This window comes from Colwellia sp. BRX10-3 (assembly GCF_014077505.1).
In the GTDB taxonomy this organism is placed as follows: Bacteria; Pseudomonadota; Gammaproteobacteria; order Enterobacterales; family Alteromonadaceae; genus Cognaticolwellia.
Genome location: NZ_JACGWA010000011.1, coordinates 1 through 26,856, shown reverse-complemented (window position 1 = coordinate 26,856; position 26,856 = coordinate 1). Strand labels below are relative to the sequence as shown.

General features: G+C 38.0%; 20 protein-coding genes. 5 read left to right on the top strand and 15 right to left on the bottom strand.

The window, feature by feature from the left end; translation table 11 throughout:
- Positions 1–152 precede the first annotated feature (152 nt).
- The 6 genes from H4J38_RS14025 to H4J38_RS14000 all read right to left on the bottom strand — a co-directional run bounded on the left by H4J38_RS14025 (position 153) and on the right by H4J38_RS14000 (position 10,700).
- The gene (locus tag H4J38_RS14025) at positions 153–1,205 is read right to left on the bottom strand and encodes an acyl-CoA desaturase (protein WP_182132580.1); all 1,053 of its coding nucleotides are present in this window, start codon (positions 1,203–1,205) and stop codon (positions 153–155) included.
- Positions 1,202–2,257 (bottom strand): flavin reductase family protein, encoded by a 1,056-nt coding sequence (locus tag H4J38_RS14020; RefSeq protein ID WP_182132744.1) that lies wholly within the window; start codon positions 2,255–2,257, stop codon positions 1,202–1,204. The genes H4J38_RS14025 and H4J38_RS14020 overlap by 4 nt, the downstream gene beginning before the upstream one ends.
- 728 nt (positions 2,258–2,985) lie before the next feature.
- A complete protein-coding gene (locus H4J38_RS14015; RefSeq protein ID WP_182132578.1) occupies positions 2,986–3,354 on the bottom strand; it encodes a PH domain-containing protein in 369 nt (122 codons plus the stop codon).
- A gap of 547 nt (positions 3,355–3,901) precedes the next feature.
- Positions 3,902–5,761: an alpha-amylase family glycosyl hydrolase gene (locus tag H4J38_RS14010; RefSeq protein ID WP_182132577.1), complete on the bottom strand. Its 1,860-nt coding sequence runs from the start codon at positions 5,759–5,761 to the stop codon at positions 3,902–3,904.
- Positions 5,762–5,815: 54 nt separating this feature from the next.
- Positions 5,816–7,999, bottom strand: coding sequence for a 4-alpha-glucanotransferase (gene malQ / locus H4J38_RS14005; RefSeq protein ID WP_182132575.1), 2,184 nt, complete (start codon positions 7,997–7,999; stop codon positions 5,816–5,818).
- A gap of 190 nt (positions 8,000–8,189) precedes the next feature.
- Complete coding sequence (locus H4J38_RS14000; protein ID WP_182132573.1) at positions 8,190–10,700, bottom strand: glycogen/starch/alpha-glucan phosphorylase; 2,511 nt, start codon at positions 10,698–10,700, stop codon at positions 8,190–8,192.
- Between the two features lie 504 nt (positions 10,701–11,204).
- On the opposite strand from H4J38_RS14000, the gene H4J38_RS13995 reads away from it, so the two are divergent.
- Positions 11,205–12,227: a LacI family DNA-binding transcriptional regulator gene (locus H4J38_RS13995; RefSeq protein ID WP_182132571.1), complete on the top strand. Its 1,023-nt coding sequence runs from the start codon at positions 11,205–11,207 to the stop codon at positions 12,225–12,227.
- A gap of 63 nt (positions 12,228–12,290) precedes the next feature.
- On the opposite strand, the gene H4J38_RS13990 is transcribed toward H4J38_RS13995, so the two are convergent.
- The 5 genes from H4J38_RS13990 to H4J38_RS13970 all read right to left on the bottom strand — a co-directional run bounded on the left by H4J38_RS13990 (position 12,291) and on the right by H4J38_RS13970 (position 16,764).
- Positions 12,291–12,503: a DUF3565 domain-containing protein gene (locus H4J38_RS13990; protein ID WP_182132569.1), complete on the bottom strand. Its 213-nt coding sequence runs from the start codon at positions 12,501–12,503 to the stop codon at positions 12,291–12,293.
- A 79-nt stretch (positions 12,504–12,582) separates the two neighbouring features.
- Positions 12,583–12,999, bottom strand: coding sequence for a GNAT family N-acetyltransferase (locus H4J38_RS13985; protein ID WP_182132567.1), 417 nt, complete (start codon positions 12,997–12,999; stop codon positions 12,583–12,585).
- Positions 13,000–13,233: 234 nt separating this feature from the next.
- Positions 13,234–14,733: an MFS transporter gene (locus H4J38_RS13980; protein WP_182132565.1), complete on the bottom strand. Its 1,500-nt coding sequence runs from the start codon at positions 14,731–14,733 to the stop codon at positions 13,234–13,236.
- 190 nt (positions 14,734–14,923) lie between these two features.
- The gene (gene def / locus H4J38_RS13975) at positions 14,924–15,451 is read right to left on the bottom strand and encodes a peptide deformylase (RefSeq protein WP_220465566.1); all 528 of its coding nucleotides are present in this window, start codon (positions 15,449–15,451) and stop codon (positions 14,924–14,926) included.
- 2 nt (positions 15,452–15,453) lie between these two features.
- The gene (locus tag H4J38_RS13970; protein WP_182132563.1) at positions 15,454–16,764 is read right to left on the bottom strand and encodes an MFS transporter; all 1,311 of its coding nucleotides are present in this window, start codon (positions 16,762–16,764) and stop codon (positions 15,454–15,456) included.
- Between the two features lie 228 nt (positions 16,765–16,992).
- Here H4J38_RS13970 and recR point away from each other — a divergent pair, with 228 nt between their 5' ends.
- The gene (gene recR / locus H4J38_RS13965; protein WP_081180772.1) at positions 16,993–17,598 is read left to right on the top strand and encodes a recombination mediator RecR; all 606 of its coding nucleotides are present in this window, start codon (positions 16,993–16,995) and stop codon (positions 17,596–17,598) included.
- 96 nt (positions 17,599–17,694) lie between these two features.
- Here recR and H4J38_RS13960 read toward each other — a convergent pair whose 3' ends face one another.
- Positions 17,695–18,885, bottom strand: a complete 1,191-nt coding sequence (locus H4J38_RS13960; RefSeq protein ID WP_182132561.1) for a YbfB/YjiJ family MFS transporter — start codon at positions 18,883–18,885, stop codon at positions 17,695–17,697.
- A 326-nt stretch (positions 18,886–19,211) separates the two neighbouring features.
- Between H4J38_RS13960 and htpG the strand changes: the two genes are divergently transcribed.
- Positions 19,212–21,173 (top strand): molecular chaperone HtpG, encoded by a 1,962-nt coding sequence (gene htpG / locus H4J38_RS13955; RefSeq protein ID WP_182132559.1) that lies wholly within the window; start codon positions 19,212–19,214, stop codon positions 21,171–21,173.
- 180 nt (positions 21,174–21,353) lie between these two features.
- On the top strand, positions 21,354–21,998 hold the full coding sequence (gene adk, locus H4J38_RS13950) for an adenylate kinase (protein ID WP_182132557.1): 645 nt from the start codon (positions 21,354–21,356) through the stop codon (positions 21,996–21,998).
- A gap of 200 nt (positions 21,999–22,198) precedes the next feature.
- Here the strand turns inward: adk and msrA are convergent, their stop codons facing one another.
- Positions 22,199–22,798 (bottom strand): peptide-methionine (S)-S-oxide reductase MsrA, encoded by a 600-nt coding sequence (gene msrA / locus H4J38_RS13945; protein WP_182132555.1) that lies wholly within the window; start codon positions 22,796–22,798, stop codon positions 22,199–22,201.
- Positions 22,799–23,305: 507 nt separating this feature from the next.
- On the opposite strand from msrA, the gene H4J38_RS13940 reads away from it, so the two are divergent.
- Positions 23,306–23,701, top strand: coding sequence for an MAPEG family protein (locus H4J38_RS13940; protein ID WP_182132553.1), 396 nt, complete (start codon positions 23,306–23,308; stop codon positions 23,699–23,701).
- A 104-nt stretch (positions 23,702–23,805) separates the two neighbouring features.
- On the opposite strand, the gene H4J38_RS13935 is transcribed toward H4J38_RS13940, so the two are convergent.
- Both H4J38_RS13935 and H4J38_RS13930 read right to left on the bottom strand, forming a co-directional pair.
- Positions 23,806–24,273: a GNAT family N-acetyltransferase gene (locus H4J38_RS13935; protein WP_182132740.1), complete on the bottom strand. Its 468-nt coding sequence runs from the start codon at positions 24,271–24,273 to the stop codon at positions 23,806–23,808.
- A gap of 4 nt (positions 24,274–24,277) precedes the next feature.
- Complete coding sequence (locus H4J38_RS13930; RefSeq protein ID WP_182132551.1) at positions 24,278–26,587, bottom strand: EAL domain-containing protein; 2,310 nt, start codon at positions 26,585–26,587, stop codon at positions 24,278–24,280.
- Between the last annotated feature and the right edge of the window lie 269 nt (positions 26,588–26,856).

Here is a 26,856-nt window from a genome sequence, read left to right as displayed (position 1 = left end):
AGCTTTTAGGTAGAGTGACGAAAATAATCCACTGGGAGAATATAGCGGCGCGGTTCTCAAGCATTGTATTAGCTTATGTTCCTCTGCATATTATAAAAAGGTTATAATTGGCCAATGCAATGACACTGGCCAATTATATATTGCGCTACAGGTTACTTAAATGAGTAACGCAAAATACGTTTTAAGACTGACGTATACTGTTTAAAGAATCCCCCTGTGTTGTAGACAATACCGTGTTTTTGTAAAACAGCTTGTACTTGTGGAGCAACCTCTTGATAGCGCGATGATGGCATATCGGGAAATAAATGATGTTCTATTTGGCAACTCAAATGTCCTGTTAAAATATGGAACCAATTTGCGCCTTTAATATTAGACGAACCCAGTACTTGGCGATAATACCACTGGCCTTGGCTTTCGTTTATGCAATCTTCTTCTTTGAAGGTTTCGGTTTCTTCAGTAAAGTGACCGCAAAAAATAATAGTAGATGTCCATAAATTACGAATTAAATTAGCCACTAAATTACCCACTAATACCCATAAAAATAATGGTCCAGCAAGTAGCGGGAAGATAACATAGTCTTTAATTAACTGGCGTGCAGCTTTACTAAAAAAACGTCTTTTTAACGTAGAATGTGACAACAACCCTTGGCGATTTTCTTTCTTTTTTCCAATAAAAACACGCTCTGCTGCTAATTCATGGTACGAGACACCCCACTGAAAAAGCACGCTTAAGTTGATGTATGTAAAAAACTGCCAGACATTTTTAAAGCGCCATTTAAAATCATCACTCAAACGTAATAAGCCGTAACCAAAATCTCGGTCTTTACCAATAATATTGGTGTAAGTATGGTGCTCATAGTTATGAATACGATGCCAACTTTGCCCATCGCAAGCTATATCCCATTCATAATGTTGTGAGTTAAGTTGTTTGTCGTTCATCCAATCATATTGACCATGCATTACATTGTGGCCAATTTCCATGTTGTCTAGAATTTTAGCCAATGCGAGCAGTAACACACCCGCGAGCCATAATAATGGCTGAATAAAACCAAGCATCAGTAAAATACGTCCGCTCCATTCACATATTCGCTGTTGACGAACAATAGCGCGTATATGGTCGGCATCTTTTTGACCTACTTTGCTAAGTGTAGTCATTTTAATAGCATCTAATTCTTTTGCTAGCAGCTCATAATTCATGTTTTTCATAGTTGTAACTCCAAATCACTAACAGCTTGGCTAACGCAAAGTTGGATTAATTGCTCGCCGCTATCTGATAGTTCTCCTGTTTTTAAATTTCGCACCACTCCTGATTTTTTAATGCATTGGCATTGGTGACAAATACCAATGCCACAACCACGTTTAACAGGAAGGTTTTGTGCTTCAAACTGAGGAAGTAATACGTCGTTTGCACTAACAATATGTGTGCTGCTATGCAGCTTTACGTTAAACTGACTATCATCATTTAAGCGGGATAGTTGCAAACCAAACGCCTCTTGGTAATAGGTTAAACTGTGTTTATTTGAAAAATCAGCAAGGGTTTGCATAAAATCTGTTGGACCACAGCAATAAATATCAGGCTTTTCCGCCGTATTTATATTGCTGGTTATGTCGCTTGATTGTGCTCGCGTTAACAACAAAAACGAAAAATGACTAAATTGTGCTGCTAGATCACTCAGTTCATCAACACATTGGTGCTCTGCTGCTTTAGCGTAATAAATTAGCGAGATTTTTTTAGACGTTTTTTGTGAGGTTAGTCTCAGTTGCTCATGAAGCATTGCTAGCATAGGTGTAATACCTGAACCTCCAGCAATAAATGTTGCTGGTCTTGATGATTTTTCAAATACAAAGTCGCCAGTTGGCGCTGAAATATTACACCATACATTTTTTGTAAATTTGCTATTTAATAAACCAGTAAATCGTCCTTGGTTGCTTGTTTTAATTAATAAACGCAGTTTTCCTGTTTTTTTAAAGTACTGTGGACTTGATGCAACTGTAAATACTCGCGTTAATAATCGACCGTTAATTTCCACTGTTAAACTAATGTGCTGTCCGGCAATGTGACCATGCCATTGTTTACTTGGTTTAATTTGCACATTTAAAAATTCACCACTTAATATAGTTGCTTTAATTATTTGTGCTCTAAATTGACCTGCGCGCCATTCAGGTTTAAACATTTGCATAATTGGCTCTATATAACCTGCAAAACTTTGATGGTGTAAAAACCACGTTGAAAATTGGTTTAATACTGGAGTGAACATCATCGCTAAATCTCTATTTGGTCTGAATTTTTTGAGCTTACATGTGTACGCTCAAATTTGAGTGCACAAGTGTACGCTGAATTATTTTTATTTCAACCCCCGATTAGAAAATTATTAAACTATTAAATGAAAGGGGAGAGTTTGATTTAATGATTAGTATTATTAAGGTTAAATCGTATTTAGATGAACTATTGGCTTTGACCTTAAGGCTAAGGTTGTGATTTCTCGACATCCTAAATCCGTCAAGCTACACTTTTACTTAGGTACATTTTTAGTGTGTTGGTTATCTTTATAGCCGGCTTTTTAAATAGCTAACCATTAGCCTGTTGCTGGCTAGTTTATGGGTATGTATGAATTTCGTAATAGATATATTTACGTGGTTATTAGTTGACATTATATTGGGTTTTATTTTTTATTCGACCAGCTGTTTAATTATAAAAATATTTACCTTCGGTCAATTTAAAGCTGAGTATAATAATTTCGCTTCGTTTAAGGCGAGTAGATCTAAAATTATCAATTTAATTTGTCTGTTAGGAATGTTTTTTTACGTATTATTAATTGTTTTGATAGCTTATTTAACCTAGTTGGCAGGTGGTTAATTGTCAGAAATGACGCTATATACCACTGAAAAATTGATCAATATGGCCACGCTTTAAATTAGTGAGCAGTGTTAACATAGCCGTTAGCAGCCAGATACGACTGCTAACTTTTGTTTGCTTAATAAGCCTTTATAATACATGGCTAGATATTATTTTTGAAACTTCTAGCATTGATGTTTTGCCTGAAAATTCAAATCTGACTTTACCAATTGCCGAAAAATAAATCTCTAACTCAGAATCAAGGTCAAAGGTGCCTGATGTTTCAATAGAGTAGGCGACGATATTTTTGTAAGGTAGTGAGGTATAGTCTTTTTTGCTACCCGTTATACCTTGAACATTTACCGCGATTATTCTTTTGGTAGTAAATACCACTCCGTCACGCATAGTTTTATATGAGTCGACTATTTGTTCATCTTCTAACAGTAAATCTGTTACTTTTTCTGCGTAGTCGATATCTTGCTTAAGTTTAAAAAAACCTTTATTTTCAAAATCAATCATTGAACATCCTTAGGTAGTAAACAATTTATTTAAGACCCCATATTGGTAGAACAGAGGTAAATAATCAGTAATTTTGAGCGGCTAATGACCGCGGGCATAGTGGTTGAGTGCATTGAATAGGTGTAAGACTTTTTAGATGAAGTGATTTAGTTAAAAATTATCGAGTTATTAAACCGACTTACATTACATATTACTCAATTCTTGTATATCAGTTTACTTAAGTGCACTTCTTTTACAAGCACAACGCGAGGTAGCTGTTATTTTTGTATTGAAAAAATGTATCACTAAATACTCAGTATTAAGTACTTATCGTTAATAATATCAATACAACACCATGTACTTTAAGTCCTTATTATTAAGGTGATTTATTCTTAATTGCCATCTCGTTTCGCTATTGGTAATAATTTGTAAGCAGCTTTAGGTTACGCGACGAAAAGGAGTGGGGTTTATTACTAAAATAGTGTTTAAAACTGTTAGTTGTAGAGATAAAAAAGTCCACATCTTTTAGCTAGTTGTGGACTCAATAAGTCAAATTTTTGAGATGGCTTTACTCGCTTATGATTTTTTCATATATCGCGAAACTTAGTGCCGGCATTTCAATGGTATGAGTATCTTTGCTCGATTGTGTAAGTTTGTTTTCACCAACAACTAATCGATAACTTTCATCTTGCAGCGCAATACTGGCTTTTGCTGACTTATCAGCAGTATTAAAAACGATTAACATTTTTGAGCTTTCGTTATTTGCTTTATCAGTAAACGCTAAACTACGAGTGATAGCGAAAATAGCATTGTTATCGGCTTGATATACCGTTTTTTGTTCTCCTCGACGTAGTGCTGGATATTGATAAAAAATATCAGCGTATTGCGCGAAACTTTGGTAAATAGGGTGCAGAGTATTAAAGTTATCGTCTGCGGTTGTAGCGTCAGTGGCTAATAAGTCATCGTCATTATAACTAGCAACTAATGATGGCATCATATCTTGGCGTGATGCTTGGTCGCCGCCATCACCGACAAAACCTTGCTCGTCCCCGTAATAAATAATGGGTACACCACGCATAAAATAGGTCATGGCATGAGCCAGTAAATTACGTTTAACCATTTGTTCTTCACTGTAATTAAACTCGCTTTGTTTTAACATATAAGCAAAGCGTCCCATATCGTGATTACCCGTAAAATTCATTAACTGATTAGCGTTACTGTCATGATCAAGATAATCAACATCATCGGCAAAAAGTGTCGCTAACGCTTTAGTGCCTTTTTGTTCTATTAAGCTTTGGACCATGGCACTTTGAAAGCCAAAATCTAATACTGATTGCATATTGCCGGCGGTGGTGTATTCGCTTAGCTCTTTACTGGTAAAGCTATAAACTTCGCCAAACATAAAAAAGTTTTTAATGCCGATACTTTGTGCGTGATTAACTAATGCTGGTGAGAACTCAGCCCAAAAATCAGTGTTTACATGCTTAACGGTATCAATGCGAAAACCGTCAGGTTTAAATTCAGTGATGAGGTTTTTGAAAATATCTATCATTCCTGCAAGTACTTCAGGGTTGTTGGTATCAATATCGTCAAGGCCAGCAAAATCTCCTCGTTTTGCACTTTCACCTTGCCAGAAAGAATCACCTTGATTGTGGTAATACTTTGGATCGTTCAACCAAGCTGGGGTTTTTAATTGCTCGTGCCCCTGTGGAATTACCGTGGTGTATTTATCGCCTCTAGCCAATTGCTCTAATGATTTAAATGGACAACCTTTATCAGACTTAACTAACCACTGTAGGCCGTCTTCACCATGACATTCAACGTACTTAATAACATCAGCGGTATGATTGGTAATAATATCGAAATAAATTTTAATGTTTTCAGCGTGAGCACTATTGATTAGATCTTTTAAGTCGTCGTTACTGCCCAGGTGTGGGTCAATTTCAGTAAAATCTAATACCCAATAGCCATGATAACCCGAACTGTCAGCTTGCATGGCTTGGTTACGTAGAATAGGCGTTAACCAAATGGCAGATATACCTAATTCTTTTAAGTAAGGTAATTTGTCTTTAAGACCTTGAATATCACCGCCATGAAACATACCTTTGTTGGTTTTATCCAATCCACCAGCAGAAATAGGCTGAGTTTTTGAGCCTAAATCATTATCGGTATTACCATTGTTGAAGCGGTCAGGCATGACAAAATAAAACACTTCTTCTTGCACATCGCGTTCAAGGTAATGCTGCAGGTCGGCTGCGGTTTTATATTGCTTTGTAGTGTTAGTTTGCCCAGACTTTACATTTACCCCTGCAACTGATAATTGCTCAACTTGTGTATTCTTTATTACTTTATCACTGCCACAACCAGCGAAAACCAATGTCGCGAAGGTTGATAACAACAATGCGGATAGTTTGTTCTTTTTAAACATATTTTTTATCCAATGTTAGTCAATGTTAGTCAATTTTAGCCAAGGTTAACGAATTTAATGGCGGTTAGTTCTAGGTCGAGCAATTTTCATTGCTGTCGCGAGTTCGGTAACGGAATCAATTTGATCAAACTCTTCGATAGTCACTGGCAATTTTTGTAGCCAATTTGGATGTTCATCTATAGTGCCTGGAATATTAACTTGTTCAATTACATCTAAAGCATCTTCAAGCGGAATTAATTGAATATGGCTTGGAGCTTTTGCCATGTATTTTTGCACGCCAAGGCTTAATTCTCGGTTCATTGTTGCAGGCGCCTGAGCAGGTGCTTTACTCATATCTATGACGTTGTGATCGTTTAATGCATCAAGCAAAAGTTTTCGATCTTCAATACGGCTATTACGCTCGTTTTGTCCCATAACTTCGTTAGGGTAAAGTTGGAGTTTTTGACGCCACTCAAGATCTTTACCTGTCCACCAACCCGCCAGTGTTGGTAAGTCGTGGGTTGATACTGTCACCATAGATTGCGCAGGGTAAAGCTCTGGACGCATGAAAAAGCCAGAGTCCCAGCGTTCAAAAAACAATACTTTGTAAGATAACAAACCAGCACGTGCCATTATTTCGCCAAAACCATCTGGAACCGTGCCTAAATCTTCACCGATAACAACACAGTTATTGCGGCGAGACTCTAACGCTATAATGCGTAAAATGTCTTCCAGAGGGAAGGTAATATAAACACCTTGATCGGCTTTCATGCCTGGCGCTACCCAATATTGACGCATTAATCCTAGAATATGATCGATGCGCAGTGCACCGGCATATTGCATATTGCTGCGTAATGCTTTTACTAACGGCTGATAGCCTTGCTTTTGCAGTGCAACGGGATTAATTGGCGTTAGTCCCCAATCTTGTCCTAAGGTATTCATGGCATCGGGTGGTGCGCCAACGGCTGCGCCAGCGACATAGACATCTTTATCTGACCAAACATCTACACCTGAACCGTCACAACCCACGGCTAAATCAAGGTATAAACCAACAGGCATTCCTGCATCTTTTGCTTGTTTGGCGACCGACTTTAATTGACGATGCGCGAGCCACTGTAAAAAACAGAAGTAGTTAATACGGCTTGAATACTCTTGCTGAAAAGCTTTAACTTCATAGCTGTCAGGTGCTTGAAATTCAGTTGGCCAATTAGGCCAACCATAAGCATTAGGATCAGTTTTTCTAAAGTGTTCGTACAGCGCTTCAAAAGTGGCTAATTGTAATAAGTCTTCACCTTGGCTGTGCTTAAATGCGTTAAACTCCTTTAATTCAGCACATTCATCTGTAATTGTACTGATAAAGTCTTGAAATAATAACTCTAAAATTTCAAATTTTATATCGGCGACAGCAGGGTAGTCTATTAACTTTGTTTGTCTTGCGAGGGAAATTTTGTGTTGAATTTCTTCACTGTGAAAGCGCGATTGTGCCACTTGGCAGTTCGCAAAGTTCGGCACTTGTTTAATATCAATGTACAGCGTATTCAAAAAACAACGGCTAGTGGGGGAATAAGGGCTGCGGTGTGCCGGATTATTCTGATATAGCGGATGTAAAGGGTTTAAACCAATAGCTGACGCTTGTTGTTTGGCTGATATATCAATCAGTTTAGCTAAATCACCAAAGTCACCCATACCTAAGTTATCTGTACTGGTTAATGAATATAATTGTGCAGCATAACCCCACATTTTATCGCTTGAGGCTTCTTGCGGGCTATAACAAGTTTGTGGTGCAAATATCAAAGGGCAGGTTGCACTAAGTTCACCGTATTGAAGAGTTAATTGATGATAACCCTGTGCTAAGGCCGGCAATGGTAGAGCATATTTGGTAAATACTGAATCGTTGAATGTGGCAGAATCTAGCAAGGTTAAGGCAGTTAACGTTATACGATCTTTAATCTTTGCTCCTGATTCTAGGGTGATTTCCCAGTTCAGTTCTGGCATTGCTGAGTTTGCAATACTGATAGTTACGTGATGCTGCTCAGCTTCAAATTTTGCAATGTGTGCTGGTGGCAGCATGTTACGCCAAGTTTTTTGTTCTAGCTCAGTAATACTAGCTGCGATCTTTTTATCACATGAAAGATCATAACCCATAGCATTAAGTAACGAGTGTCTCGCCTCATCTTTGGCAAAAACTTTTTCGCCAAATGAATTGGTATAAGTTGCATGAAAGCCAACAAGTTTTGCAAGTTTCTCAATTAAGTTCATTCTATGTTTCTCTTTGCTGATCGCTTCGCACGCTAGCGCTGGCGTTATTATTTTTAAAATTAGTCTCTGAAAACACAGAGGCGATAATAATTAGCGTTTTCAATCTTTTCATCAGCTAATAGCCGTTGACTTTTATTTCTACAATAAATGCCTTTTAAAAAAACTGATGAACGGACATTAAATTTTGTCGCTATTTACTCACTGTTAAGTGCCAAATGTTTTGTACATAATCTTCAATGGAACGATCTGAGTTAAACTTACCCATTAACGCGGTGTTTAATATCGCCATTTTTGCCCATCGACTTGGGTCTTGATAAGCCTTACCTAATGCATGCTGTGCATCAGAATAGCTTTGAAAATCAGCCAACACTTTGTATGGATCACCACCACCTAAGAAGCACTCTTTAATCACCGATAATTCACCGGGCTTGCCTGGGGTAAAGTAATCAGTGTCGAGCCAATCTAAACAAGCACGAATTTCGGCGTTACTTTCGTAGTATTGGTATGAGTTATAGCCTTGCGTATCTAAGGCTTTCACTTCATCAACTGTTAAACCGAAAATAAAGATATTGTCAGCGCCGACTTCTTCTGCAATTTCGATGTTCGCGCCATCAAGTGTGCCTATAGTGACAGCGCCATTGAGAGCTAATTTCATGTTACCGGTACCTGATGCTTCTTTACCTGCGGTAGATATTTGCTCAGAAACATCAGCAGCAGGGATTATTTTCTCCGCTAAACTAACGCGATAATTAGGTAAAAACACCACTTTCAGTTTGTCTTGAATGCGAACATCATTGTTGACCTTGTCAGCGATTTTGTTGGTCGCGTAAATAATCTCTTTTGCTAGTTTGTAACCAGGAGCTGCTTTAGCGCCAAAGATAAACACACGTGGTTGCATATCTAGCTCAGGGTTAGCTAATAGTTGCCGATATAACGCTATGATATGTAATAGGTTTAAATGTTGACGTTTGTATTCATGTAAACGTTTAATTTGCACATCGAAAATCGCATCAGGGCTGACGGTAACACCGGTTAGTTTTTTAATTTCTTTCGTTAAGGCAATTTTATTTTGCTGCTTTATTGCCATAAATTGTTGTTGAAAATCGACATTGTCAGCAAGGTTTTTAAGTTCACTTAAACTGTTGAGATCTTTAGCCCAATCACCGTTAATGGTGTTATCAAGTAAATTAGCTAATAAAGGATTACATGCTTTTAACCAACGACGAGGAGTAATGCCGTTAGTAACATTGGTTAATTTTTTTGGCCATAGTTGGTCAAATTCTGGAAATAAGTCTTGTTTTACTAGGTCTGAATGAATTTGGGCTACGCCGTTAACTTTATGTGCAGTAACAACACAAAGATGTGCCATACGAACCTTAGGTTCATGACCCTCTTCAATAAGTGATAAGCGAGCGCGCATTTCATCATTGTTAGGCCATAGCACATCAACTTCATTATTTAAGAACGCTTCATTAATACGATATAAAATGCTTAAGTGGCGCGGAAGTACACGTGCAAATAAAGCCACTGACCATTTTTCTAGAGCTTCAGGTAATAATGTATGATTTGTGTAAGCAAATACTTTTTGACATATCGCCCAGGCATTATCCCAATCAACATTATGGTTATCTATGAGCGTGCGCATTAATTCTAAAATAGCGATGGTAGGGTGGGTATCATTTAACTGAATAGCCACTTTGTCACAGAATATTTGCCATTTACTCTGCTCTGCAATAGCGCCATATTGGTTTTCAAAACGAGCAATGATGTCTTGCACTGAACAGGCGCAGAAAAAATATTGCTGAACAAAGCGTAATTCTTTACCTGCGTCGTGTTCGTCATTTGGATAAAGTACTTTTGACACGGTTTCAGCAGCAACTTGCTGTTGGTGTGCTTGTAAATAGTCACCATGATTGAATGTATCCCAATCAAAGGCATTATCGGCACGACATTCCCATAAACGCAGAGCATTAACCGTATCAGAATTGTAACCAACAATTGGCACATCCCAAGGTACACCTCTTAACATTTTACCGGCATGCCAAATTGATTTGAATGTACCGTTAGCTTGGGCAACTTCTTCAACATGGCCATAAAGCGGAATGGTTTGGCTTGACTCAGGGCGACAAATTTCCCATGGACTACCGAATTCACGCCACATATCTGGGGTTTCTATTTGCTGGCCATCAGCAAAGCTTTGTTTAAATAAACCATGTTGATAATGCACACCGTAACCCATAGCGTTGTAATCTAAGGTAGCAAGTGAGTCTAAAAAGCAGGCAGCTAAACGGCCTAAACCACCGTTACCTAGCGCTAAATCAGCGCCTTGTTCGCATAAATCGGCCAATTCAAAACCCATTGTTTTCAAGGCTTTTTCAGTATTGGTATATAGACCTAAGTTATGTAAATTATTGGACAGCAAACGACCCATTAAATACTCAAGTGACAAATAATTAACCGACTTTACTTCGCTTTGCTGTTGGCGAACGTTTGTGCTTTGTAGTTTTCCTACGATTATATCGTTAAGCGCAAGGGAAGTGGCGCGCCAGTATGCTGGTTTTTGGTCTACGTTGATTTGTTCATCTAAAGTGAATTTTAAGTGGTGTTCGATACGTTGGCTAATCTCAGCCACTGTAATTGATTGTGTTTTATTTCTAGCTGAAGACTTTGTGTTAGTCGACGTTTTTGTTTTAGTAACCATATAACTACAAACTCTTTTATCGGACATTGTATTGTCGGTAAATGTTAACTTCTTCGTATTAATGCAAAAGGTGAAGATACGTTATCTCTGTTAATAATTCGTGAGCGAGACAAAAGGTAATGTCCATCACGTTAAAAAGCATTTTTGAAAGTTCGCTTTATTTTAGCGTTTGAATTTACTGTTGAATTAATTATGCCGATGTCAGTAATTAGAGCAATGCGCTACATACGTATGCACTGCAGAAAACTGAGTTAAAATGGATGCATACGTATGTATTTGAGTGTTTTATCAGCGTTATTTTAAGTTACTCAGTCTATTGGCTAACAAGTGGTTCTTAGGATTCTAAGCGCCTGGTTTGGTATTCGCTTGATGTTGGCTATTTGCAGCCGTTGTGATAGGGATAATATGTTTGTCTTGTGAGGTTTACTCATCATCAATTAAATTATGTACTTAGCCTAACCCCTCGGTTAATATAAATTAGATATTTTTACTTATAGGTTTATTGTGAGATCAAAACAAACATCATTTGATATTGCTTATCGTGCTGGCGTTTCTCAATCGACCGTGTCACGAGCGTTGCGTAATAGCCCTTTGGTTAATGAGGAAACGCGTCTTCGTGTGCAAGCCATTGCCAAAGAGCTAAACTATAAAGTAGATAAAAATGCCAGTAGTTTACGCACTCAACTCAGTGGCACTATTGCATTATTACTTTTTGAAGACCCAACCAATGATGATTCTTTGATCAACCCATTCTTCTTATCGATGTTAGGTAGCATTACTCGAGCAAGTGCGAAAAAAGGCTATGACTTATTAGTTTCTTTCCAACAAATGAGTAATGATTGGCACGCCGACTTTGAAGATACCCGTAAAGCTGATGGCATTATTTTATTGGGTTATGGTGATTACACTGATTATGAAGAAAAGCTCGTTCAACTCATAAAACAAGAAACTCACTTTGTACGCTGGGGCGCCGATGTTAAAGGGCTGTCAGTAGTGTCTGTTGGTTGTGATAACTTTCACGGCGGTTATCAAGTAACAGAACATGTTATTAAGAAAAACCGTCAACATTTTGCTTTTTTAGGGGGTGTTAGTACAGGTTCTCCTGAGTTTTTAGACCGATACACAGGCCACTGCCAAGCGTTAAAAGACAATAACCTTAACGTTGATAGTAATCTACAAATTGACGCTATTTCAACAGATGAGTCTGGCTATCAAGCCGCTCAACAGCTTATAGCTTCAGGCATAAAATTTGATGCCATTTGTACGGCAAGCGATTTAATTGCTATTGGTGCAATGCGAGCAATACAAGAAGCGGGATATAATGTACCTGGCGATATTGCGATAGTAGGTTTTGATGATATCGCTACAGCTTGCTCTACTTCTCCGGCATTAACTACCGCTAAACAAGACACGGTATTAGCAGGTGAGCTTTTAGTGGATAAGTTACTGCAATTAGTTAGCGGCGAAGTGGCGAAAACCCAATTAATGCCAGCGACATTAGTGGTGCGAAAGTCTTGTGGTAGCTAAGTAATCCCACCTTTTTGCTTTCAGAATTTATATTACACATTCGCGGCTCTTTAAAACGGCCAGTTATGTTGGCTTAAAATCTGCTGCAGCACCATTTTCACACTTAATACAATTTAGCTTTTGGCCAAGTTTTGCATTTCTCGTTGACTGTTGAAGTACCCAAGGGCGATTAATAAACGGCGGTTGGTGGCGAACATGTTGAAAATGACCACAGGCTAGTCGAGCTACCCAATGGTTTTCGTCATCGAGGTGGTAGTCGATAATCGCTTGTAGCATGTTAATCCCCATATTTGTAAATTGGCTTTTTTAAGTAATTTGAATTGATAACGTGAACAAGCTACTCAATTTAAACAAGCTAACCATTATTTTTAAGCCCTGGTTCCCAATGCATACCCTCACATTCTGGTCGGCTGAGCACAAAACCAAATTTTTTATAAAGCTCAGGTACATCGGCGAGTAAGGTAATGTAAGCACCTTCAACTGCATTTTGTTCAAGGTAATGCATAATATTTTGCATTACTATGCGACCTAAGCCTTTACCTTGATAATTAGGATCTACCGCGACATCAACAATTTCGAAATTTAACGCACCATCTCCTACCACTCTGCCCATAGCAACTGTGCTTGCGTTAACAACAAGATGAACGCCAAATAAACTATTGGGTAAGGCTTTTTTCGCGGCTTCAATAGGGCGAGGTGTTAAACCTGAAACTATCCTTAAGCGTAAAAAGTCTTCTACGGCTGCCACTTCTTTAATGATATTTACTTGCATGCATTACTCATTTTTATTCTGTTATTGATATAGCTACTGTTATTGGTATTGATATTGACTACAAAGCTTTAAGGTTAATCATAAAAAGCATTATATCTTAAGAATGTGTTGGTAAGAATACGGGTGAAGCCATTGAGGGGTAGGTAAACCTTAAGTTAATAAAACTGAGTCCGGTGATAATTCTGAACTCAGTTCTTTTGATTGTTATAAACAGGTAACTTTCGAAGTAAGCTATCAGTACTCAGGCTCTTTTACTCGTAAGGTTAATATACCCGCAAGTACCATGCTGGCTCCACCAACGGCGAGCGCATATACCGGCTGATTGTCGAAAACCTTAGTAATTAAAAAGCCTAAAATACTGGCGGCTAATATTTGCGGTAATACGATGAAGAAGTTAAATATCCCCATATATAAACCCATTTTTTTAGCCGGTAAAGCATTGGCTAATATAGCGTAGGGTACCGATAAAATTGACGCCCAAGCAAAGCCGATACCTATCATAGAAACAATAAGTAAGGTTGGATCTTTAATGAAGAGGAACGAGATAAAACCAGCACCACCTAAGAATAGGTTGATCATATGCGCAATGCGTAAATTAAAATATTTAACGACCATTGGAATGCATATCGCAGCAAAAACTGAGGTTAAGTTATAAGCTGAAAACAGCACTCCCACCCAGTCTGCGCCTTCATTAAACGCTGCCGATGTCACATCAGAACTGCCAAAGTGGAATTCAGTAACTGCTGCTGTGGTGTACGTCCACATGGCAAAAAATGGAAACCAAGAAAAAAACTGCACAAAGGCGAGTTGCTTCATGGTTTGTGGCATGGAAAATAAATCTGACATTACTTGCGCAAAGCCATTATGATTATTATTTTTTGCCATCAAGCCTGCCACTAACTGACAAATAGCAAAGAAACAAAACCCACCGGCAAGAATAAATAAACTTTTATCTAGTTGCTGAATATTAAGCGCGACTATGGCGAAGCTTACTAAGCCTAGTAGTAACCAACTAGCACCACCAGTAAAATATTTTTTTGCACTGCGAGGGGTAAATATTTCTTCACTTAAGTTTATATCTTCAGCTTCTTGAAAAGCTTGTAATTGCTCAGGAGAATATTCTTTTGTTGAATATATAGTCCACAACACAGCAAGCAAGAATATTACACCACCGGCATAAAATGAAAACTTCACCGTATCGGGCAGTAAGCCGGGTGCTGCAATATTACTGATGTCGAACCAATTGGCCATCATCCAGGGTAAAGATGAGGCGACAACTGAGGCAACAGCGATAAAAAAACTCTGCATGGCATAACCCATTGCGCGTTGTTTTCTCGGTAACATGTCGCCAACAAAAGCGCGAAAGGGTTCCATTGAAACATTAATTGACGCGTCCATTATCCACAGCATACCTGCGGCAACCCATAAAGTAGGGGAGTTGGGCATAATAAATAGCGATAAACTCGCGGCGATAGCACCGTAAAGGAAATAAGGTTTACGACGGCCAAGTCGATTCCAAGTATTGTCACTGAAATAACCAATAATAGGCTGAACGATAAGTCCGGTAATTGGCGCCGCAATCCATAATATGGCCATATTAGAATAGTCTGCGCCTAAGGTTTGAAATATGCGACTGACATTCGAATTTTGCAGGGCAAAACCAAACTGTATTCCCATAAAGCCGAAACACATATTCCAAATTTGCCAAAAATTAAGTTGTGGTTTGGTGGTCATATACGAACTCTTATTGTTATAAATCGGAGTTAACTTTTATCATTTTAGGTTTAAAAGCTTACTCAGCAAAAATATAGGTTAACGGTATCGATTTCCATCTTAGCAATAGTCTTTAAGATACAACATTAGCTGCATACGTATTCACCACTTATCAATGTCAAAGTTTGATATGAAGTAGAACGGGGTCGATTTAGTTATTCAGTATTTGTTGTCGCCATTGTGCTTCGTCAATAGCATCGTTTTCGTTGTCGAGTCGCTCAATAAAAGTGATACCGTCAAGATGATCTAACTCGTGTTGAAAAATCCTAGCAAGAAATCCCGTGAGTGTTTGATTATGTATGATGCCAGTTTCGTCTAAATAGCTAACATCAATGCTGCTATATCGAGGCACAAGTGCTCGTTTGCCCTTAACACTTAAACAGCCTTCCCAGCCTAATTCCTGTTCATCACTGGTGTTAAGTATTTCTGGATTGATGATGACAGAAGGCGCTAATAACGGCGCATCAGGATAGCGCTCACTGGGGGCAGAGCACATAATGAATAGACACAAACTTGTACCTACTTGAGGCGCAGCAATACCGACACCTTTTGCGAGGGTTACTGTGGTTTTTAAATCAACAATAAGCTGTTTTATTTCAGCGGCATGAATATCGAGAATCGGTTTTGCGATAGTAGATAATACTGGCTCGCCACGTTGTAAAATAGTTAAAGTGCTCAAGATTATACTTCGCTTTGTTGAATGATTTTTTTCTGGGCATTAGCAACAGCATTGGCGGATGCTTGATTGATTTTTTCACGCTCTTTTTTAAAGTAAAACCAGCTAACAGCGAATAAAATCATAATAAAAGGAAAACTGGTGAGCACTACAACATGCCAACCGGCTTTAAATAATATCCAACCTGCCAGTAATGACGCCGTTGCTTGAAAGCCAAAAATAATAAAGTCATTAATCGCCTGAACCTTATGGCGTTCGCTAGCGTGATAGCTTTGGGGTAATAATGAAGTGCCGGTGAGAAAAAGGAAATTCCAACCAATGCCTAATAAAACTAACGCCCACCAATAATGCATGACTTGTTCACCTGACAAGGCAATAACCGTAACAATCGCATAAATGAATGTGCCGGCTAACATTAAGTTCTTCAAGCCAATACGTTTAACCAATAAAGCGGTAAATAATGACGGGATAAACATGGCAGCAATGTGGCTTTGTATCACCCATTTTGTATCGTTTAAACTATGACCATGCAGTTGATGCATACTCAAGGGGGTGGCGGTCATTAGGTAACTCATGAGTGCAAAGCCAATAGCGGCGGATAATATTGCGATAATAAAAATGGGTTGCTTAATGATGACACTTAAAGGGCGAATGTCTCCTTGGTTATCGCTATGTTTTATTTCTGGATCTTTGAAGTTCAACATCAGTAGCATGGCAACAATAAAGAGCCCTGATAGGAATAAAAAAGAACCTGCATAACCATAAGGTGAGCTTAACCAGTCTTTTGCGGTTACAGCGATTTCAGGACCCAAAAACGCGGAAAAAATACCACTGAGCATTAGAATTGAAAGTACCGTTGGCACCTCGTTGCTGTCAGTTACGCTTTCGATAGCGGCAAAACGTAACTGTTGAATAAAGGCCGTGCTGATGCCGAAGAGCAAACTGGCTAATACCAGCAATTTGAAGCTACCATTTAAAGCGGCAAACGTTGCCAACATGGTACCTGAGAAGCCTAAACTAAAACCAGTGAATGAGGCAAAGCGTCGGCCTTTCTTTTTAGCTAATAAAGCCGCGGGAATAGCGCCACTCGCAACGCCGAGTATCATCACAGTCACGGGTAAGGTAACTAGTGCAGGATCAGCGCCCATGCTGGTGGCAAGTATACCGCCAATAAAAACAATCACCGGCGATGCAGCCATCACTAACGGTTGCACTAAAAATAGTAACCAGACATTTTTTGGTAGGGTAAATAGTCGTTGTAAGCCAAAAAAGCTTAAGATTAATAATGCTAGTGTTATGAAAATATTGGTTAGCATGATTGGCCTTATTGATGATGTAGTAAAAATTCGTATGATGAAGCTTTTTATTAACACCATCATACTGAAGTTTCAAAGTTTTGGGTGAAATTACCCTCCTTAAAGCGAAAAAATTCTTTTTAATTAGTTATTATCAATCCTTAAACTCAATGATAAACTCCGTTGTAAATATTATTCATTTAGTTCACGTTAGGTGAATGAAATCAATTAAGCCAAGAAAGAGTCGTAATGAAATTTAGCCCGTTAGTTCAAGAACTTATTGATTCATTAAAATGTTTACCCGGTGTAGGTGCAAAATCAGCGCAACGTATGGCATTTCATTTACTTGAACGTAATCGTCGCGGGGGTAGTAAACTCTCTCAAACCTTAGCGCTTGCGATGGAGAATATAGGTCATTGCGAGCAATGTCGTAATTTTACCGAAGAAGCCTTATGCGAAATTTGTCAGAGTCCAAAACGAAAAATAGCCACACAGCTTTGCATTGTTGAAACGCCTGCTGATGTTATTGCCATTGAACAAACCGGCGAATTTCAAGGACGTTATTTTGTACTCATGGGGCATTTGTCGCCACTAGATGGTATTGGTCCGGACGATTTAGGTTTAGACGTTTTAGAAAAGCAATTGGCGACAGGGCAGTTTACTGAAGTTATATTAGCCACCAACCCCACTGTAGAAGGCGAAGCAACCGCACACTTTATTGCTGAGCTAACCCAAACACATGATGTTGAAATTTCACGCATCGCTCATGGTGTGCCTGTAGGTGGCGAACTAGAATATGTTGATGGTAATACTTTAGCTCATGCTTTATCCGGTCGTAAAAATTATAGCTTTTAGGTTTTAACTATTTAGTTTTAGAACTCAGAACAGCATGCTTAATAACATGCACAAGATAAGTGAATATATCACTGAGTTAGCACATTCCTTGTTAATTTACGCATCATTTTCTATTGGCGGCTTAGCGATTAAATGAGTCTGTGCGTATTTAAGTAATAATATGCCACAACATACAATAAAAGCGGTTAAATAAAGCGCCGCGTTATAGTTTTTAAATTCTGCTATTAATGCCACACAATACAGCGGTGCAACTACTTGTCCAACACCATATGCCGCCGTGATCAGGCCCATGATAAATACCGGATTTTTTCCTGCTAGTTGGCCGCCATAATTCATAAACAATGAGACTAGCCCAATAAATGTTGCGCCAAATAATATGCCACTGATCAAATTAAGCATGATGTTAGCGGAAAATGTCGGTATTAAAATGCCAATAACCTGCAACGCCATTGCCACCATCATAATATCGATACTGTTGTACTTGTGTGCTAAACGCATCCAGATAATACAAGATGGAATACCGGCTAGGCCAACCGCTAACCACGCATAGCCGCCGTAACCTTCGAGTCCTGGTAATGAGTTAACAATATCAGGCAAAAACGTTGCTTGAACCACCATACCAACGCCCTCAGTAAAGTAGGCGAGCGCTAGAACAATAACTAAAGGAGTAAATAGCGATTTATCAAATTTGTGTTTAATAACTTGATCAGCTGATTGTTTTTCAAAACTTAAAATATAGCCGGAATAGCAGGCGAATATTGCGCCAGAAATAGCTAAAGCTAACCAAGCATGTTGCCAGTTTTCGCTATAAGTAAATACACCGCGCATGATTAAATCAGACACTAAAATAGAAAAACCTAAACCACTAAAGTGAATGCCCATTGCTTTGGTTTTATTGGTGTTTTGTAATTTTGACATCACAATAGCAGAGCCTACCACTAATGCCATGGCGGCACCAAAGCCTGCAAATAAGCGAGAAAGTAACCAGATGGTATTGTTTTCGGTAAAAGCCAGTAGCAGCGATGTAATAACACACAAAGCTAAACCGAGGCGAAAGAATCTAACCTTGGCATGAATATCTTTAATGAATATGGAAAAAATTGACCCCGATAAATAACCCACATAGTTAATTGATGCGAGTACGCCAGCGAAAGCAATACTTAGATGGTTTTCTAGCATCGAGGGTAATAAAGACGTAAAGGCAAATCGAGCGACCCCTACGCCAACCACTAAAGCTAGAATACCCGCTAATAAAATAGCGGCATTGTTATTTCGGTCAAAAAGCATGTTAATCCCTTTGTAAGAGCTAATGAAACAAAAGAGCCAGTATCGTTTGGGGAGTAGTTATAAGCGAACGCTTCAATGTAAGGATAGAAGTTACTGAAAGCAAATAATTATTTGTTATGTAGAGTATGTAAAGTGCATATCAATATTACTAAGCGCTTCAGAGAAGATAGGAGATATGGACGCTTTTTGTGAAATTTATTTAATTTTCTGCTTGAAAATATTTTAGCTACCCCCACATGTTAACTATCAAGTGAGTATTGAATAATGATGTTTGATCTTCACGATAAACAATCGTTTTAATGTTAGTTAGAGTAGGAAATTTTTAAATGTCAGAAACAGGCCAAAAAGAAAATCATCAGTTTGCAACTGATAATGCGAAGTTACTTAAATTAATGATCCACTCACTTTACTCAAATAAAGAGATATTCTTACGTGAGTTAGTTTCTAACGCAGCCGATGCTGCTGATAAATTACGTTTCAAAGCATTATCTAATGCTGATTTATATGAAGGCGACGGTGAATTACGTGTTCGTGTAAGTTGTGATAAAGAAAACAATACCCTGACTATTTCTGATAACGGTATTGGTATGACTCATGACCAAATCGTTGAGCATTTAGGTACTATTGCTAAATCTGGTACCGCTGAATTTTTCTCACAACTTTCGGGTGACCAAGCGTCTGACTCACAATTAATTGGTCAATTCGGTGTTGGTTTTTACTCAGCATTTATCGTTGCTGACTCAGTAACTGTGCGTTCACGTGCTGCCGGTGTTGATGCGTCTGAAGGTGTTGAGTGGACAAGTGCGGGTGAAGGTGAATTCACTACGGCTAAAATTGAAAAAACCAACCGTGGTACCGACATTATTCTTCACTTAAAAGCAGAAGAAAGTGAGTATGCTGATGACTGGCGTTTAAAGTCTATTGTTACTAAGTACTCTGATCATATTTCTGTTTCTGTTGAAATGTTAACACCAGAAGTACCTGGCGTAGAAGCGGTTGAAGAAGCCAAAGATGATGAAGGCAATGTAACAACCCCTGCTATTGAAGCGCGTGATGCTATTCCTGCTTTATGGGAGCCAGTTAACAAGGCAACCGCACTGTGGACTCGTGAAAAATCAGAAGTTTCTGATGACGAATATAAAGAATTTTATAAGCATGTATCACACGACTTTGCTGATCCTCTTATGTGGGAACACAATAAAGTTGAAGGTAAAACTGAATATACTTCATTACTTTACATTCCATCTAAAGCCCCGTTTGATATGCATAACCGTGAAAAACAGCATGGTTTGAAATTATTTGTTCAACGTGTGTTTATTATGGATGACGCCGAGCAATTCATGCCGAGCTATTTACGTTTTGTAAAAGGCTTATTAGACTCAAATGATTTACCGTTAAACGTATCACGTGAAATATTACAAGATAACAAAATCACTGAAGCAATTCGTAAGGGCTGTACTAAACGAGTATTGAAAATGCTTGAAAAGTTGGGCAAAAAAGATGCTGAGCAATATCAACTATTCTGGAACGAATTTGGTCAAGTACTAAAAGAAGGTCCAGCAGAAGACTCTGCTAATAAAGATGCGATTGCTAAACTTATGCGTTTTGCTTCAACTCATGAAGATAACAGTATGCAAAGTGTCTCATTTGCGCAATACATTGAGCGTATGAAAGAAGGCCAAGAGAAGATTTACTTCGTGGTTGCTGATAGTTTTGAAGCGGCTAAAAATAGTCCGCATCTAGAAGTATTCCGCAAAAAGGGCATTGAAGTATTATTAATGTCTGACCGTATTGATGAATGGTTAGTTAGCCATTTAACAGAGTTTGATGGTAAGCAATTACAATCAGTTACTCGTGGCGGTTTAGACTTAGGTGATATGGATGACGCAGAAACGAAAGAAGCACAAGAGAAACTTGAGCAAGAATTCGATTCAGTGGTTACTCGCATAAAAGCAGCACTTGAAGGCAAAGCTAAAGACGTTAAACTTTCACAACGTTTAACAGACTCACCTGCCTGTATTGTCGCTGACGAACATGACATGAGCAGCCAAATGATGAAATTGATGCAATCGGTAGGTCAAGAAGTTCCAGACTCTTTGCCAATTTTTGAAATCAACGCTGAACATGACTTGATCAAGCACGTTGCACAAGAGCAAGACGATGCGCAGTTCAAACAATGGGCTGAAGTGTTATTTGAACAAGCCATGTTAGCAGAGCGTGGTAGCTTGAAAGACCCTGCAACTTTTGTTGCGCGTTTGAACAAACTAATGCTAAGTCTGACGAAATAAACACAACTTAGGTTGAATAGTACTTAAGTCATAATCTCGTTAGACTTTAGTCAAAAAAAGGAGCTTTTTAGCTCCTTTTTTGTTTTTTTGCATCGCTTACTACTTGTTTGAAATCCTTTGAATATGTATAGTGTTTGCAATTTCGAAAACCAATTCATTTATTAAATAGGGTTATACTAAATGCGCATTATTTTATTAGGTGCACCTGGTGCCGGTAAGGGTACTCAAGCACAATTCTTAATGGCTAAATTTGGCATTCCACAAATATCTACTGGAGATATGCTTCGCGCTGCAATTAAAGCAGGTACTGAACTCGGTAAGAAAGCTAAAGCAGTAATGGACGCAGGGCAGCTCGTTTCTGATGAATTAATTATTGGTTTGGTTAAAGAACGAATAGCGCAAGACGACTGTAAAGCCGGATTTTTACTGGACGGTTTCCCACGCACAATCCCACAAGCTGATGCAATGAAAGAAAATGGCGTTGCTGTTGATCACGTTATTGAATTTGACGTACCTGATGAAGTGATTGTTGAACGTATGGCTGGACGTCGTGTTCATGCGGGCTCAGGTCGTGTTTATCACCTCGTTTACAATCCGCCGAAAGCTGAAGGTAAAGACGATGTAACTGGCGATGATTTGTCAATTCGTCCAGATGATGAAGAAGCAACAGTGCGTAAACGTTTAGGCATTTATCACGAACAAACTAAACCATTAGTTGCCTACTACCATGCAGAAGCTAAAGCTGAGGCATGTGCTTATTTAACTATTGATGGAACACAGGCAGTTGAAAAAGTTAGCTCATTGTTAGATGAGAAATTATCATAAGTTAAGTATTTTATCGTTAACTTAAAAATGATGAAGCTCGCTTAGGCGAGCTTTTTTTGTGGGTATAACGGCACAAATTTGCGATGAAATTTTTATCAATTAAGTTTTATCTAGCCTCAAAATTGATTCAGACAGCCATACTTGATTTTGAAAAATTCATTCTCTTGGTTTGTTATTTATGAACAGTGTGTTTTTTACTTCTAATGAGTTGCTCTATCTCCCCAGATTTCTTCTAAACGGCTATCTCGGCCACAGCGCCAACGATAAGTATTATAACGAATGGGATTGTTTTTGTAATAATCTTGATGATAGCTTTCCTCACCTTTTATAGGATAAAACGTACTCGTGTTTAATATAGGCGTAACAACAGTTTGATTAGGAAACTCTGCTTTTACAGCGGCTTTAGATTTTTCAGCTAGTTTACGTTCTTGTGCGTTATCAACGAAAATGGCACTGAGGTAGCTAGGGCCTTTATCGCAAAATTGCCCTTTGGCATCAAAAGGGTCAATGTTTACCCAGTAATGATTGAGTATGCCTTGATAGCTTACTATTGATGGATCGTAAGTTATTTCGACCGCTTCATAATGGCCGATATGATTACCGTTATAGGTTGGGTTTTTAATCTTTCCGCCAGTAAATCCTGATACAACAGTGGTAACGCCGGATAACTTTTCGAAGTCCGATTCCATGCACCAAAAACAACCGCCAGCAAAGACTGCTTTTGCTGTTTCATCTGCATGGCCGAACGATGCATACAAAAGTACAGATGATGCTAAAACTAAACCTAATATTTTTTTCATAAGAATCTCGTCTCTAAATGATGAATGTGTAAAGCGTTATCTAGCTATACCAAGTAGACCTGCTATGAATCAAAGGTATTTCACTTTTTATCATTTACCTTAACTAATCGATATGAATTTCGGTAGCCATAGTAAATTTGAAAGAACTTAAGCCTTCTACTAAGTTTAGTGCAACAGTCTAAGTAAAATATTATTTTGTTAGATAACGCCAAAAAGCTGTGATGAGCGTGTCCAAGATGCTTGATTTGTGTTTTGCATGTTTAACTTTGCAAAAATTAAAACCGCCATAAACGTCAACGTTTTTTGACTGTCAAAAGGAAATTATACGGCTAGAGTATTTTGATTTTATAATAATATAAAAAACCAGTTAACTTACCACATACACAGCGTTCATTAGTCGTATATTTATAAGCTATAAATACAGCTATTAATTTAACTGCTTAATAGGTAGTATTCTGCACAATACGAAATTTAATTATTTATAAGTAACTGTATTAAGGAAAAACGATGGTAACGCTTTCATTAACTGGCTTTTATGCCAGTTTATTAGGACTTTTATATATAGGTCTATCTATAAATATTATTCGCGTACGCTTAAGTGCGAAAATTGGCATTGGCACCAGTGGCAATGACCTTTTAGCTAAGCGAGTAAGAATTCATGGCAATTTTTCAGAATATGTTCCACTGGCATTAATATTACTAGGTTGTTACGAAATAAATGGCGCATCAGCTTTGATGCTTCATATCCTAGGTGGGGTATTATTGTTAGCACGTTTGTCACATGTGATAGGTTTAAGTAAAACGATTGGCAGTTCAAAACCACGTCAAATAGGTGTGCTTGGAACCTTTATCGTGTTATTAGTTTTATCGATAGAAAATATTCGGTTATTTGTTCTAGGTTAAACTTTAACAAAGGTAGAATAGTGATTAACACGCCAACATTGGTTACATCAATGTTGGCGTTTTGACTTTTAATCACTTAAGTTTTAGTTGGTGTCTGCTCAAATTCAATCTGTTTTTAACATGCCGATATGGGGAATATCATCTTCTAAATACATTTCACTGACGCGTTCAAAACCATGCTGATTGTAGTATTTTTCTAAATGTTCTTGAGCAGAAATTTTTACCGTGTCATTTGGGAAGCAAGTGAGGCATTGCGCTAAACCAACTCGCATCAACTCATGTCCTAGTCCGCTGCCACGTGCGCAAGGGGCAATTACAACACGGCCAATACTAATATAGTCTGGATAAGTTAAGCCTTTAGGTAAAATGCGTAAATACGCCGTCATAACACCGTTTTGATAGCAAAATAAATGTTGGGTTAGCGGGTGACGGTCGTGATCATCCAAGTCAGGATAAAAACATGTTTGCTCAACAACAAAAATATCAATGCGTAATTTAAGTAAATCATAAAGTTCATTGGTGTTTAGCTGTGAGAAGGTTTTGTTTTTCCAGTTTAAGCCATTAGTTTGCATTTTTCTAAAATTCACTTTTTTCGTTATTAGCGCTAATTAATAATTGTTCAAAATCTTTTTTCAGCAAAGGTTTTGCTAATAAATATCCTTGGCCAAAAGTGCAGCCGGCTGTAGCTAGAAGCTGTCGTTGTTGTGCGGTTTCAATGCCTTCAGCAATCACTTCGATATTAAGCTTATCCGCCATGACAATGATGGCTTCGCATATTGCCATATCATTGTTATCTGATGACATGTTTTTGACGAAACTTTGATCAATTTTTATGTAATCAATCGTGAAGTTTTTAAGATAAGAAAATGAGCAGTAACCAGTACCAAAGTCATCGATGGCAACCACCACGCCTTGTCGTCTAATGTCAGCAATAATATTGACCACCTCGTCCTGATCTTCCATTAATAGGTTTTCAGTTATTTCAATGATCAACGCGTGGGTCGGGATGTTGTGTAGCTTTAATTGCTCAACCCAGTTTAAAATTTGTTTGCCGTGGTTTTTATACTGGACAGGGGAGGTATTAATACTTATTTGTAAATTTTCGCAATACGCTCCTCGCCATAGTTTAAGGTCCTGTAAAACCTGTTGAAATACCCACTCGCTTATTTCAATAATCAAGCCGGTTTCTTCAGCAATAGGAATGAAATCTAACGGTGAAATAAGGCCTTTCTCTGGATGCTGCCAATGAATTAATGCTTCGGCTTTATAAATTTTATTGTTTTTTAAGTTTTCAATCGGTTGGTAAACAAGAAAAAATTGCTGTTTTTTTACGGCGATGCGCAGGTCTTGAATTAACTGTATACGTTTGAGGAATTCTGTACGTATATTTTCAGTAAAGTAATGTATGGCATTGCGGCCTTTTGCTTTGGCGCCATACATAGCATGATCTGCATTTCTCAGTAATTCGTTAATATTGTCGGCATCATTCGGGTAAATGGCCACACCAATACTGGCGGTACAATAGATTTTTTTTTCTTCAAAAAGGTATGGCTTAGCCAAAGCGGTTAATATTTTGTTACCAACAACTTCGATGTTTTGCACGCCATTAGTATTGGTTAAAACAAAGATAAATTCATCACCGCCTATCCTAGCTATAATATCGCTGTCTCTGAGAGTATCTTTAATGCGTTTTGCGGTTTCTACCAATAAAGCATCGCCAGCACTATGGCCTAAAGAGTCGTTTACATCTTTAAAGTTATCAATATCGAGGATCGCAATAGTAAATTGGGTATTTTCACGTTTGGCCCTTTTAATTATATTACTTAAATATTCGTTCACTAGGCTGCGATTGGGTAATTGCGTTAAATGGTCAAAATTGGCTTGATGCCAAATCAGTTGATCTGCCTTTTCTCGTTCGATCGCAATACGAGATAAACTGACAAATTGTTCGATTAATCTAAAATCTTTTTCTGTTGGGGAGGTCTGTTTTTTAAAATATATGGCAAATGTACCGATCACTTTGCCACGGTTGTTAATAATAGGCTCTGACCAACAGGTGGTTAGATTTGCTTTTTTTGTTAACTCTGACCACTGTGTCCAATGAGGATGAGTGGCGATATCTAGCACGATAACTTTTTTACCGGTATAGGCAGAGGTACCGCACGAGCCTACCCCTTGACCTATCAATAGACCGTCAATGGCCTGATTGTAAAAATCTGGCAAACTTGGTGCTGCCCCTAACGTAAGCCTTGTTTCTGTTTTATCAAGCAATAATATACTGCATATAGCGTCAGGATTTTCATTTTCGAGGGCATCGACAATCGCATGCAATACATCAGGTAGCTTGGCGGAACATGCAATAAGCTCTAAAATCTTATTACGTAAGTGGTTAAATTTTTCATTTTCTATGAACTTCTTATTTTCTTTTTCTATATATGTAGAAAATACAAAAGTACAAATAATAGTTAATATTAGTGTTATCACAACTCGAGTGAAGGTGAAACTATCGAATTGGTTATAGGTTAATGAACAAGATATTAATATCAGCGTAAGGCTAAGCAGCAAAGCAGATAAGGGCGGTATCAAATAAAAAGAAGCAATAATGGCGGGATATAACCAGAAAATCAAACTGATACCTTTTATATACACTGATATCATTATAGTAATGAAAATGAATATGGTTACTATTTTGCTATATAATTGAACATTCCTTGTGTACCAAACACCCAGAAATGTACCAGCCATTAGTGTAACCCCTAAAAGATTTACCATCATGTGTGCCACATCGCCGTCATTTATACTCACAATAAAGAGTGGAAAAACAGCCGAGCCAGTGATGCTCGTTATGGCGAGTAATACTTTTTCTCTTAATGTGCGTTGCAACATTTTATTAACAATCCATATTATAAATGAGTTAAGGACCCAATCTAAGTGACTAAAATAGCACAAAGAGTTAAGAGAGATTTATTACAGTAACCGTTTGGTTGGTTAATAGATATACATTATTAACCTAAAGGTTTGAGGTTATTTTAAGGTGATATATTTAGCGATTACTATTATATTAGCAGAGGACTTTTTGTTTGCCTTTATTTAATGAAAGGTATTGTTTTTATTTGAATTATATAAAGTATTTAAGTGTTACTTGAATGTTATTT

Excerpts from the sequence above, each read along its gene's own strand:
- H4J38_RS14025 (WP_182132580.1), bottom strand. The coding sequence starts at position 1,205 with ATGAAAAACATGAATTATGAGCTGCTAGCAAAAGAATTAGATGCTATT.
- H4J38_RS14020 (WP_182132744.1), bottom strand. The coding sequence starts at position 2,257 with ATGTTCACTCCAGTATTAAACCAATTTTCAACGTGGTTTTTACACCAT.
- H4J38_RS14015 (WP_182132578.1), bottom strand. The coding sequence starts at position 3,354 with ATGATTGATTTTGAAAATAAAGGTTTTTTTAAACTTAAGCAAGATATC.
- H4J38_RS14010 (WP_182132577.1), bottom strand. The coding sequence starts at position 5,761 with ATGTTTAAAAAGAACAAACTATCCGCATTGTTGTTATCAACCTTCGCG.
- malQ (WP_182132575.1), bottom strand. The coding sequence starts at position 7,999 with ATGAACTTAATTGAGAAACTTGCAAAACTTGTTGGCTTTCATGCAACT.
- H4J38_RS14000 (WP_182132573.1), bottom strand. The coding sequence starts at position 10,700 with ATGGTTACTAAAACAAAAACGTCGACTAACACAAAGTCTTCAGCTAGA.
- H4J38_RS13990 (WP_182132569.1), bottom strand. The coding sequence starts at position 12,503 with ATGCTACAAGCGATTATCGACTACCACCTCGATGACGAAAACCATTGG.
- H4J38_RS13985 (WP_182132567.1), bottom strand. The coding sequence starts at position 12,999 with ATGCAAGTAAATATCATTAAAGAAGTGGCAGCCGTAGAAGACTTTTTA.
- H4J38_RS13980 (WP_182132565.1), bottom strand. The coding sequence starts at position 14,733 with ATGACCACCAAACCACAACTTAATTTTTGGCAAATTTGGAATATGTGT.
- H4J38_RS13970 (WP_182132563.1), bottom strand. The coding sequence starts at position 16,764 with ATGCTAACCAATATTTTCATAACACTAGCATTATTAATCTTAAGCTTT.
- recR (WP_081180772.1), top strand. The coding sequence starts at position 16,993 with ATGAAATTTAGCCCGTTAGTTCAAGAACTTATTGATTCATTAAAATGT.
- H4J38_RS13960 (WP_182132561.1), bottom strand. The coding sequence starts at position 18,885 with ATGCTTTTTGACCGAAATAACAATGCCGCTATTTTATTAGCGGGTATT.
- htpG (WP_182132559.1), top strand. The coding sequence starts at position 19,212 with ATGTCAGAAACAGGCCAAAAAGAAAATCATCAGTTTGCAACTGATAAT.
- adk (WP_182132557.1), top strand. The coding sequence starts at position 21,354 with ATGCGCATTATTTTATTAGGTGCACCTGGTGCCGGTAAGGGTACTCAA.
- msrA (WP_182132555.1), bottom strand. The coding sequence starts at position 22,798 with ATGAAAAAAATATTAGGTTTAGTTTTAGCATCATCTGTACTTTTGTAT.
- H4J38_RS13940 (WP_182132553.1), top strand. The coding sequence starts at position 23,306 with ATGGTAACGCTTTCATTAACTGGCTTTTATGCCAGTTTATTAGGACTT.
- H4J38_RS13935 (WP_182132740.1), bottom strand. The coding sequence starts at position 24,273 with ATGCAAACTAATGGCTTAAACTGGAAAAACAAAACCTTCTCACAGCTA.
- H4J38_RS13930 (WP_182132551.1), bottom strand. The coding sequence starts at position 26,587 with ATGTTGCAACGCACATTAAGAGAAAAAGTATTACTCGCCATAACGAGC.